Below are 12,006 nucleotides of genomic sequence, written 5' to 3' on the forward strand. Positions count from 1 at the left end.
CACTCCGGTTAATAAATTCAAATAAATAAGAGCCAAGGGGTTCCCTTGGCTCTCATTTTGGATTGGGTTTTATTTAAATCGTTACAGGAAGAATGGATACAATCTTCTCTTTCACATGTTCCGAAAGATCCTTTTCAATCAAAATCTGGACGGTTCCCGAATCATTGCTCGTCCTGATCAAACGCCCTATTCCCTGGCGCAATCGAAGAAGCATGTATGGAAGATCCACTTCTTCGAATGCATCGGTAACCGAGTTACGTTTGGCTTCGAAAACCGGATCGCGAGGCGGGAATGGAAGCGAGTGTATCACTACATTTTGTAATGAAGGTCCTGGAACATCAAGACCTTCCCATAAATGATAGGAGAAAAGGACAGATTGCTCATCCTCTTGGAACTTCTTAACAAGCTCGCTGATTTCCGCTTCCCCTTCAAAATAAAATGGATAGGATGATATTGGGCAGTTTTCCTTGAACCATTGCAATTCTTCTTTTGAATGGAATAACACTAGTGTTCGACCTTCATTTTCCTCAATTGTCTTCATTGTATATTGTAGTTTTGCCAATTGATCTCCATTTTCGAAGACCGGCATGTTCATTTTCATGACTTCATCGTAATCAAATGGTGATTCAACGGAAAAGCTGTCATACTTTTCTATCCCTAAACTATCTGCAATATATTGGAAGGATTTATTATCCGATAATGTTGCCGATGAAAAAATGTAAGGGATTTTTTTCGAGAATACCTGTTCAGACAAGATATCCTGCACTAGCCTTGGCATGATCACCAATGTTTTGGTCATTTCATTTTCTTCAAACCAGGAAACGGCCTGTTCATCCTTCACAAATAGAGAAAGGGAGTAGCCCAGCTGCTCTAAATACTCTTCCGTCACTTTTAAATCATAATCATTAATCGTGTACATTTCCGCTTCAAAAACAAGGTTCTCCTCTAACTCTTCAACCTTTTTATGAAGCTTTTGGGCAAAGCTTGTTATTTCTTTTGACATCGGGATTTCATAACGATTAGATCCGCTGACATGTATCGCTTTTTCATCCAACAAATCAAAAAATTCTTCATTGATATCAATTAAGTCCTCGATGATGTATAAGGTTTCTTCACGAACCTGATTTGCTGTAAGCAATTCCAGAACCGAAGCAAGGGTTTGTTCCCCAACTTTATAAGTTAAAGCCTTTTGAGCAGCAAATTCCAAAAGATGACCTTCATCAAAGACAACGCAGCTATGATCAGGCAGTAATGGTAACTGTCCTTCACGCTTACGCTTTTCCTTAGTCCATACATGCTCCATGAAGAAGTCATGTGAACAAATGATTAAATCACTTGATTTACGATAGTGGTCCCGTGATAGGGTTTGCCCACAACGATGGCGTTTATCACAAGTAAAACAGTTTTGAAGCTGATCCCAGCCAACTTTAGACCAGTCTTCATCATTTAAATATGGATACTGTTTACGGTCCCCATATGCTGTATAGGCGTTCATGGATGAGTTATCATGAACAAACTTGGGAAGTTCATCATAGAGCTGATCTATCCCCTCTGAATCCTCATGATTCACAGCATAATCCAATTTCTTAAGACATACATATTGATCGTGATATTTGGCAAGCCGAACATCCACTTCAATACCTAAAGCATTCTTGATTTTCTGGATGTCGCCTTCCTCTTTGACAAGCTGTTCAATCAACGTTTCATCTGCACATGAAATAATTGCCGGTTTATTCGTATATCTCGCATAACAAATCGCATATAGTAAATAGACCAAAGTCTTACCGGTCCCTACCCCTGCTTCAGCAAAACTTACATTTTTTTCTTTAAAGGCCTTTTCTAACTGAAAAGCCATGAAGATTTGTTCGTCACGCAGCTCAAATCCTTTTTCGGGAAGAATATCGTAAAAAACATCACCGATCCATTCTGAAAGCTTATCGTAAAAAGAATCTTCCTTTGTTACCGAAAAAGGCAGTGTTTTAAGCATCATGGTCTCCCCTTTTATCTATCATCATTATATAGAATCCGAATCATTATTATCTTAGGCAAAAGTATATTATCCTTTATTTCACATTAGTAGTCAAGATATTTACCTATTATCAGAATGAAAGGTAATATGTATGTATGCTATCTGGTTGCCCGATTCGTAAAATAAAAGACAGGCTCCAAGAGAGCCTGTCTGTAAATAATATAGGGTTGAATTAAGCTTTGTTTACGTTTGATGCTTGTGGTCCACGTTGACCTTGTTCTACATCAAATGTAACGTCTTGGCCTTCTTCAAGTGTTTTGAAACCTTCGCCTTGGATAGCTGAGAAATGTACGAATACATCGTCTCCACCTTCACGTTCGATGAATCCAAAACCTTTTTCTGCGTTAAACCATTTTACTTTACCTTGTTCCATTTTTGTTGCCTCCTAGTGTGTTCTCCACACATTATATTACTATCCTTGCTCAAAATAATATTAAGGTATTCCTTAAATCTGAACAAAAATAATTCATTATTAGAATAACAGAAAAGGAAATGATAAGCAAGACTGGAACCTATTATGAATAAATCGTCCTGACTAGCAAAATCCTCCATTATATTCTACCTACTCATTCACCTTGAGGCTGCCTTGGCGGCCTTTTCCCCCAATATTGATAAAGGTCAGCACGGATGAAACCATTGAACAATTTCCTTTTTTTCGTTGCAGGCTTACCGTAATGCTGTTCGAAGTCAGGATTGGAGGTAATCATGTATACCGACCATGTATCAAGCTTCTTGAAGGCTTGGCCCATTTCCCTATACATCTGCTCTACCGCTTTTTTCTCACCAAGACGTTCTCCATAAGGCGGGTTCCCGACAATGACACCATACTCTTTCTTGGTCGAGATATCCCTTACCTGCATTTGTTTGAATTCAATCAGATCACCAAGACCGGCTTCAAAACTATTCGCTTTAGCTATATCGACCATTCGATGGTCAATATCACAACCGGTTATGTCCAAATATTGATCATAGTCAGCTAAATCTTCAGCCTCAATCCGCGCTTCATCCCAAACCTTGCTGTCCATCCATGACCAGGTTTCAGAAACGAATTCCCTGTTAAACCCAGGTGCTATATTCTGCCCAATTAAGGCCGCCTCGATGGGAATCGTTCCAGATCCACAAAATGGATCTATGAAAGGTTTATCCGGTTTCCAATTGGTCAGCATGATTAACGCAGCAGCCAATGTTTCTTTTAGGGGCGCCTCTCCCTGCCCTGTCCGATAACCCCTTTTATGCAAACCTGCACCTGAAGTGTCTATGGTAAGTGTCACTACATCTTTTAAAATAGACACTTCAATTTTAAACAAAGGGCCTGTCTCTGCAAACCAAGATACTTGCTTATATTTACTTTTCAATCTATCAACAATCGCCTTTTTTACAATAGCCTGACAATCAGGGACACTGTATAGCTTTGACTTAACGGATTTTCCACTCACGGGGAACTCGACATCGGCTGATAAGTAATCCTCCCAATTCAAGGCCTTAGTTTTTTCAAACAACTCATCAAATGAATATGCTTTGAATTCCGCGACTTTAATTTTTACCCTATCGGCACTGCGCAGCCATAAATTAGAGCGGGCAATGGCGGATTGATCCCCTTTATAGGTGATTTTACCATTTTCTACTTGGCAATCGTAACCAAGATCCCGCACCTCCTTGGCAACAATTGATTCCAATCCCATTGCTGATGTTGCAATTATATCGAATTGTTTCATTAATCCTGCACCTTCTTTCCATTAATCCAAATCAATGGCACCTTTTCCCGAATTTCTTTTATTTATGTATTTAGAATCAGGCATTGATTTTTTACATGTAAACCTTATGGTCCACCGCGTTTTTATATTTCAGTTAGCCATTGTTTGCCTAGCTTATATCATGATCATGTTGCGTATTAATCACCGTGAACTAAAGCTTTTCTCAATTATCCATGTACCTTAGGATACACGCTGCAATTAAATCATCCAACCAATTATGTATGCTTCCCATCCATTATCCTGAAGTTTGAAATTCTGTCTTGATACCTTCATTTTAGGGCTAACAGAAGAGTTAAGGAACCTTTATAAATAGGATACCCAGAATCAAAGAAATGCTTAACATTCCAACACTATTTTTAAAAACGTTACCGACAGACTTCATTTAAGTCATTTTCCTAATCATTCGAACGCAATGAAAAACTTGCCAAGTTTTAAGTTTAACACAGCCGCGTTTCAGAAAACGAAAAATAAATGGAAATGCCCAATCTTTTTATAATAGGGCATTCTCCATAAACAAAAACTCCCCTTTTAAAAGGAGAGTTGTGCTTTTGGTGTTATATGATAACGTTCTGTAAGCCATGTTTTGTTCCTCAGTACTGCAAGCGACTCGCGTCTCGTACTTCGGCGGTAATCATCTATCTACAGAAGCAAGTGCTTCTGTCCTTCTCCTCGTTCAATTCCAAGGAAGAAAGCGCCCCTACCATTAATTTGGGTTTCTCGCTCGTGGGGTTTACCTCGTTCCACCCTTTACATTTCTGTAAAGGCTCCGTCACTGTGGCACTTTTATAGGTATTCATGCCATATCCAAAAGGACTTAGGCATTTTCCCAGCCGTCAGCAATCCAAGATTGCTGCCCAAGCTTATTTTTTCGCCAGGCACGAACACTACGGACATCGCAGTCCGTGCGAGCATGGACTTTCCTCTACTGCATAAATGCAGCAGCAATTACCCAAACGTTAACATAACACAATTGATTATACTCCATTATTCACGAAAACACAATACCAAAATCATTTTCACTTTTACAATGCAAAATCTCAGTCAAAAAGCTTGTTACCAAAAACGTGCTTTTCCAAGTTGGATAACCGTTTAAGGATGTCAAAGTTAGTGGTTCCCGGAGTGGCACTTGGAGCAGGTTGATTTGGACGTTTTGTACTCTCTTCGGCTTGTTTTTTCAATTTAAGATTTTCTTGTTTTAGATCTTCAATTTCCTGATGGAACACTTCATAATCTTTAATGATCAGATCCAGGAATTGATCCACATCTTCAGGTTTATAACCGCGCATGGCTGTTTTAAAATCTTTTTCAAGAATATCTTTAGCCGTTAATTTTATCTTATCGGATAGCATAAGACTTCACCTCAATACTTTCGCCAATACAATCGACTTTTTATTATTTTTTCAAATCTGCTTGGGTTTGTCAACGAAACACCATTTTGTAAGCTTACTGTTTCAGAGAACGGTATGTATTACCATTAAATCTGTATCTAAATTTCATCATAATATGATTATGCTTTAGAAACAACTTTTAATCCATAATTATTTTCACTCCATCATTCTTCGGACCAGCTGGCTTCTTCCGCAGCCAGTTGCAGATCATCAAAGTTTATCTGAAAGATGGGGTATGGCTGTGTTTCCGCCTTTTTCATCGCCTCGAAATAAGGATATCGGGCTGATCCTTCTTTTTCAGCTTCGAAAATGATGAGCATGGCATCGCTTTTATGGACCATATACCTATTTTTGATTTTCAGCTGTTGTGGCCCTTCATATGGTTTGTTGAAAATGGACTCAACAAAATCGGCACGGGCCAATATGGATCGGTAATAATCTTGATTCGTCTCGTTCCATGACTCTTCCTGTTTCAGGAAAGGGGTAAGCACCCCTAATTTAAGCTGATGATATTCTTCCTGTAATTCGAACACCACTTCGGCACCCCATAGTTCCGTACCCAACTGACCTGAGATGATCACCCATTCGAGCCCGTCTTCCACCAATGGCAGGAGACGCTCCTTCATCGCTTTCTTTATATATTTTACGGCTTCATGGTCATTTTTGAATATCCCGAATTCAAAAGCTTTGTAGCCCGTCATATACAAAACCTTCATCGCTAGACTAATCTCCTTTTAACATGATTATGTAAGAAAACAAGGGCTTAATAGCCCTTATTTTTCAGTATCCGAAATGCCTAGGCGGACAGCATGGGTTTTGCGGCGGCCTTCCACAAATCAAGTGTTGATTATAGCACTCATTCACCACGGATTGAGTATGCGGGAAGTAATGCTTAAACGTGTTCACATGTTTATTCACATTTGTAGTATGTGATGGATGAACGACAGGAATCACTGTGTTCGATACATTCGTATTGACATATTGCTGTGTTGGAGAGACTTGCGCTGGGGCAACTTGAGATGGAGATGTTTGTGTTGGACCATATTGCGCTGGAGACACAGCAGTTGGCATTGGATTAGAGTACGCCCCCATTACATTGTTGGAGTTTTTACCAGTTGACGCTCCCATTACGTTGGAGTTTTTACCAGTTGATGCGCCCATTACTCCTGGTGCGTTCCCGTATGCTCCCATTACATTGGATGCGCCCATTACGTTATTGGATGCGCCCATTACATTGTTGGATGCGCCCATTACATGGGGGTTATTTCCTCCACAATTACGAAAATACATTTATAATACGTCCCCTTTCATCATGATAAGTTTAGTCTTACCATTACAGACTATGAGAAAAAGGGGATACGTGTACTGATGAAATGACCTATTTATACAGAATAAGTATAAAACGATGTATGGTGTCAATAAGTACACTATCATTATTATATCTGGCTAACCTTCAAATGAAATGAGGGTTCTATAAAAAGGAATAGAGACTGTCTTTTAATGAAGTAAACAAAACTATCGTTAAACAAAGGACTACAAAAAATAGAAATAAAGTCGTTTTATACATTTCTCCGCTCCGCTTTCACCTTAATTTTATATGATGTAAAGGCCTGAAATAACGCTTCGGAATTTCACCCTCAACTCTTTCCATTTTACACACAATAGTTGAAGGCTACAATAATTGTATACATATTTTTTATTTTCGGCCTTTTGCACTAAAAGAAGATTCTCGGTCCCTTATCTTATACAGAAATATCCTTTGATTCCTCTTTCTTTTCGAGCCGCCGGATCCTCTTTTCCAATTCCAACTGTTTTTTCCCCAGGGCGGTCCCTTCCCTAACCATCTCTTGATGCGCGATTATCGAACATTTTAGAGCATGACCGATGTCCTTAAATTGATGTTCGTATAATTTTGCACATTCAATCTGTGCCTGTATCCTAATTTGCACATTCCCTTTTAAGGCGACTTCCTTCCAAATTTCCAAAGCTTCATCGAATTGTTTTTGCTTCTTTTTCTGGAAGGCTAATGCATGGCCAGCTATTATCCGATCTTCCTCATTACCCGCTTCCAATATTTTTTGATATGTCTCAACTGACTCCTCTTTTTTCCCCAAATAAGCAAGCCATCGTGCAATTTCCATGGACTCTTCCGTATATCCATCGATTTGGAGGATTTTTCGGGACAAATGAATATACAAAGTGATCAATGATAAGATATCCAATTCATTATGCTTCATGATTCCAAACAGTATTTCCGGATTCTTCCTCTCAACAAAATCAAAATAAATCATCGGTGCCAAATATCCAGGAATATCATCCTCCCTATGTACACCTAGAATATCTGTTTCGACAGCTGATAATTTCACTCGTTCCAATTTGTTTCTCCATAGGCGTCTTGAAGCATGATACAAATCGAAATGTCCGAATTCCGGTAGTTTTGGTACATGTTCCTTTATCAAGGTATGTCTCGTTTTTAGCTGGGGCCAATCAAAGGATTTACCATTATATGTGACAAGCGTTTCGTAATTGATGTTTTCCAGAAAGCTTTGATAAAGCGGTATTTCACTTCCAGGCTGCGGAAGGATATGTTGCTTCACGACTACTTCTTCACCTTCTAAATAGGCATACCCTAGTAAAAAAATGGTATTGCCGGCTCCGCCTCCTAGCCCTGTCGTTTCCGTATCGAAGAAAAACAGATCTTCACTTTTAACGCCCTTGGCGGAAAGTGGATGCTCCAATGAAGTTTGATTCCATTCTTTGACGACCTTTTTCAGCTCGGAAAATTCATATAACCCGTGTTTGTGATTTATAGGGTAGCGGACTTCCCTAATGAAACAATAGTCACCGTCGAAATGAAAGGAATCGGTATCGTTCTCCAGCCACTTTTCAAAGTAAGGAATTTCTTCATTCACTGTCTGGTCATTTTCTTCTACAGGAGAAGGTTGTTTCCCTAGGTTCATATGCGTTTTCATACGGTTCAATTTATTTTTTAAAGACATGAAATTACACCTCTTTTCACCTATCAATGCAATCTATTAATGTTTTTGCTTACAAAATTGACCTAATAATTGTTTGGCATCACTCTTGGCTGTTTTCGTTGCGGATTCCGTCCCGATACAGGAAGGACAGCCGCTTTCACAAGTGCAATTTTCGATCATTGATATTGTTTCCAGCAGAATGACTTCAGAGTTTTCATATACTTTATCGCTTAACCCTATGCCTCCCGGATAACTATCATAGATAAAAATGGTCGGTTTTTCATTATGCGCTGCCTTAACCTGCGGATAAACATGAATATCATGCGGATCGCACATAACATATAGCGGAATCATGTAATTAAGCGCATGCGACGCACCTATCATTCCTTGTTCTATTCGATTTTCGTCCCACTTAAATATATCAGGATCCATGGAAAGCATGGCCGAACTCGTGTGCAGTTCCATCTCAGGGAGACTGATTGGACCTGAACCAATATTTTCATGAGTTTCGAATTTGATTTTTTTGAATATCGTAGGCATCGCCCGGATTGCGACATCACCAAAAGCAGCTGCTGTGGAAGCGAAAGTGCGCTGTTTATCGACTTCCAATACAGACAGCTGAACGGCAAGGTTAGCATCCGTATAATAGTCCACATTGACTTCACGTACATATGCTTTCTTTTCATCCCAATCAAGTTCTTCCACCTGAAATTGAATTCCCTGGTGCAAATAAATGGCTTCATCGTGAAGAAGGGTCATTGCACTGAATGTATCCATTTCCCCTATGACCCGATTAACCGGTGCATTCGTTTGGTCGATGATCACGACATTTTCCTGTGCCGCTGAACGCAGGCTGATATTGCTTGCTGGAAAAGCATCATTCATCCAATGCCATTTGTCACCATTTAAGTGTAAGACCCTTTCTTCCGTAAGAAATTCCAAAACGTCCATAATCTCTGTTTTCCCAAATGTATCGCCTTTTTTAAATGGCAGCTCGTATGCTGCACATTTTACATGGTCAACCAAGATCAAAAGATTATCTGGATTGATTCTTGCAGTTTCTGGATTTCTGGTAAAGAAATAATCGGGATGCTGTACGATATATTGATCAAGGGCACTGGAACTGCCGACCATGATGATCAATGCTTCACCATGCCTTCTTCCTGCTCGACCAGCCTGTTGCCAGGCACTCGATATGGATCCAGGGTAACCGGTCATTATGCAAACCTGAAGCTGGCCGATATCGACACCCAACTCAAGTGCATTTGTGGAAACCACCCCATAAATGGAACCATCCCTGAGGCCTTGTTCAATTTCCCTACGCTGTGTTGGCAGATATCCGCCGCGATAGCCCCTGATCGATTTTGGCCCCAATTGCTTTGACACAAGTTCCTGTAAATACGTCAATAGAATTTCCACTCGAACCCTGCTTCGCGCAAAAACGATGGTTTGTATTTTATTTTTCAAAAATTCATTTGCCAGCTTCCTGACTTCCAACACCGCACTCCTTCGTATGTTGAGCGGTTTATTGACTATTGGGGGATTATAAAATACAAAATGCTTTTTCCCACTTGGTGCTCCGTTATTATCGATAAGGACCATTTGTTTTTCCGTAAGCTCTTCTGCTAACTCTTTTGGGTTATTGATCGTAGCGGAAGTACAGATGAATACAGGGTCGCTTCCATAAAACTTGCAGATCCTTTTTAACCTTCTTATGACGTTGGCTGTATGACTTCCGAAAACGCCGCGGTAAATATGAAGTTCATCAATGACCACAAACTTCAAGTTTTCAAACAAAGAGACCCATTTCGTGTGATGGGGCAGGATTCCGGAGTGGAGCATATCAGGATTGGTGATAACGATATGCCCGGCCTGGCGGATTTTTTGCCTGATGTTTGAAGGTGTGTCCCCGTCGTATGTATAACTATTTATCTTAGCATCCATTTCATCAATCATTTCATTCAATTCGCTTTTTTGATCATAGCTCAGCGCTTTTGTCGGAAATATATAAAGCGCCCTGGTTTTTTCATTTTCCAGTATTTTTTGAAGGACCGGCAAATTATAGCATAATGTTTTACCAGAAGCTGTTGGTGTGACCGCTACAAGGCTATTGCCACTGACAGCAGTATCAAATGCAGTTGCCTGATGGGTGTACAATCCATTTATCCCCCGTATTTCAAGAGCATGCTTGATCTTATCATTCATTGCAGCAGGAAAAGGGACATGTTTTGCCTCTTTCGCATCAATTACTTGCCAATGTACGATGTTATCTTTAAAATCCTCATTAGTTTTTAAATCCTTAATAACTTCTTGTAAATTTTTTCGCAGTTTCATATAACCACCTCATACTCCTATTCTACCGAATGAACGTTCTATGCAAAAGGGAAACTATTTCCTATTCAAAAAAAAAGCTGGAAACGGCAACATCCCGTCTCCAGCTCGGTCTTTTATCAATTAATTCTTTTCGACAAAGCGAATGATTTCTTCGAGTAATCTGCTTGGAGCTTCAAGCATTCCCATATGGCCGCTGCCCTTGAGTATAACTTCATGGATATGGCTTCCTTTTACAGAAAAGGTTTTTTCAACGGGAATTAGCTTATCCTCTTCACCTGCAACCAATAAGACAGGCAACTTTGTATCTTTGAGTACATGATTTCTGTCTATTCTGTTCCTCATGGCATGTAAAGACCCTATCGCACCGCTTTCACTTGTTTTATATCCGATTTCCTTAGTTTGTTCAATATTGGAATCTTCGGGATTAGCGAAAAGCTTTGGTATAAGTCCGTCAATGAAAGCAGGAATTCCCTCACTTTTGATTTTCTCGACAGATTTTAAGCGCCCAGCCTTTCCAGTTTCATCATCCGGCAAAGCTGTAGAATGTACCAATGAAAAACCAGACAATTTCCCAGGAAACCTTTCTGCAAACGCCAAGGTGATATATCCCCCAAGCGAATGACCAAACATATTTACCTTTCCGATTTCCAGTTCGTCCAGTAATGACGCAATATCAGCAGCCATATCTTCAATCGAGAAAGATTCCCCTATTTCCTCACTTGCACCATGCCCCCGTAAATCAACGGCAATAACCCTGAATTCAGCCTTTAATTCAGCAATGATGTCACTCCAATATTCATGACTTCCGCAAAATCCATGAATAAACAACAATGTTTCATTTCCTTTCCCGGTATCTATGTAGGAAAGCTTGCCATTATCTGTCATATAAATCCCTCATTTCCTTTTCTAATCATTCAGTAACGTTATTCCCTATAGTCCTTTATCTGAAACCCAACAGTGCATTCACATTTCTTCATTTCTCACATAGCCTATAGGCAAAGGAATTTTTTAGAAAGGAGCACCGTGATGACCTCTTCTGAAAAAAATAATAATCGGAGAATAGAACCCTTTACCCATTTCATTAACAAAATGGATCGGCTGTTTTCCGAAAGGCCTCCTAAAGGCATGCTGCAATCTCTTGACGATTTCTTCGGTTCGGCGAAAGAACGCAGCTTTCCGGTTGATGTTCACGAAACGCATTCAGAATATACCCTTACCGCCACTTTGCCTGGAATTGCACGCAGCCAAATATCAATTGATGTACTGGCCCATGCCGTAACCATAACTGCAAAGCAAGTAGATAGAAGACATAAAAATCTAGGAATGTTTCAAAAAGAAGTTTCAGCAGGTACTCTTTCAAGAACCATTTCCTTTCCAAAACCCATTGATGAAGCAAAAGTCACCGCCCGACATCGCGATGGCATCCTCACGCTTCAGCTACCCAAAATCAGGGGGAATCGGATTGAAATCCATTAGACATGAATAAAAGCAGACTTAATAAAGTGGCTGGGTCACTTGTAAGT

The 12,006-nt window shown here is 39.9% G+C and carries 10 protein-coding genes and 1 other RNA gene; 1 reads left to right on the forward strand and 10 read right to left on the reverse strand.

Going from position 1 to position 12,006, the window contains the following annotated elements:
• Positions 1-73: 73 nt before the first annotated feature.
• From ACIQZD_RS00790 to ACIQZD_RS00835, 10 genes are all read right to left on the reverse strand, one after another.
• Entirely contained in the window at positions 74-1,990 is a 1,917-nt protein-coding gene (locus tag ACIQZD_RS00790) for an ATP-dependent DNA helicase (RefSeq protein WP_402897317.1), read from the reverse strand.
• 211 nt (positions 1,991-2,201) lie between these two features.
• Positions 2,202-2,402, reverse strand: coding sequence for a cold-shock protein (locus ACIQZD_RS00795; protein ID WP_034307871.1), 201 nt, complete (start codon positions 2,400-2,402; stop codon positions 2,202-2,204).
• Positions 2,403-2,595: 193 nt separating this feature from the next.
• Complete coding sequence (locus ACIQZD_RS00800; RefSeq protein WP_402897320.1) at positions 2,596-3,744, reverse strand: THUMP domain-containing class I SAM-dependent RNA methyltransferase; 1,149 nt, start codon at positions 3,742-3,744, stop codon at positions 2,596-2,598.
• A 606-nt stretch (positions 3,745-4,350) separates the two neighbouring features.
• An RNA gene (gene rnpB / locus ACIQZD_RS00805) (RNase P RNA component class B) lies at positions 4,351-4,740 on the reverse strand.
• Positions 4,741-4,820: 80 nt separating this feature from the next.
• Positions 4,821-5,132 carry a cell division regulator GpsB gene (gene gpsB / locus ACIQZD_RS00810; RefSeq protein ID WP_061463822.1) on the reverse strand — a complete coding sequence of 104 codons (312 nt, stop codon included), beginning with the start codon at positions 5,130-5,132 and terminating at the stop codon, positions 4,821-4,823.
• Positions 5,133-5,335: 203 nt separating this feature from the next.
• A complete protein-coding gene (locus tag ACIQZD_RS00815; protein ID WP_137020775.1) occupies positions 5,336-5,887 on the reverse strand; it encodes an SLOG family protein in 552 nt (183 codons plus the stop codon).
• A gap of 64 nt (positions 5,888-5,951) precedes the next feature.
• Positions 5,952-6,461, reverse strand: coding sequence for a CotD family spore coat protein (locus ACIQZD_RS00820; protein WP_402897323.1), 510 nt, complete (start codon positions 6,459-6,461; stop codon positions 5,952-5,954).
• A 452-nt stretch (positions 6,462-6,913) separates the two neighbouring features.
• Positions 6,914-8,170, reverse strand: a complete 1,257-nt coding sequence (locus ACIQZD_RS00825; RefSeq protein ID WP_402897325.1) for a ribonuclease H-like domain-containing protein — start codon at positions 8,168-8,170, stop codon at positions 6,914-6,916.
• A gap of 36 nt (positions 8,171-8,206) precedes the next feature.
• A complete protein-coding gene (locus tag ACIQZD_RS00830) occupies positions 8,207-10,483 on the reverse strand; it encodes a DEAD/DEAH box helicase (protein ID WP_402897327.1) in 2,277 nt (758 codons plus the stop codon).
• Between the two features lie 120 nt (positions 10,484-10,603).
• Complete coding sequence (locus ACIQZD_RS00835) at positions 10,604-11,368, reverse strand: alpha/beta fold hydrolase (RefSeq protein WP_402897329.1); 765 nt, start codon at positions 11,366-11,368, stop codon at positions 10,604-10,606.
• A 141-nt stretch (positions 11,369-11,509) separates the two neighbouring features.
• Between ACIQZD_RS00835 and ACIQZD_RS00840 the strand changes: the two genes are divergently transcribed.
• Positions 11,510-11,959, forward strand: coding sequence for an Hsp20/alpha crystallin family protein (locus ACIQZD_RS00840; protein ID WP_402897331.1), 450 nt, complete (start codon positions 11,510-11,512; stop codon positions 11,957-11,959).
• Positions 11,960-12,006 lie beyond the last annotated feature (47 nt).

The organism is Peribacillus sp. NPDC096447, from assembly GCF_044762725.1.
Taxonomy (GTDB): domain Bacteria; phylum Bacillota; class Bacilli; order Bacillales; family DSM-1321; genus Peribacillus.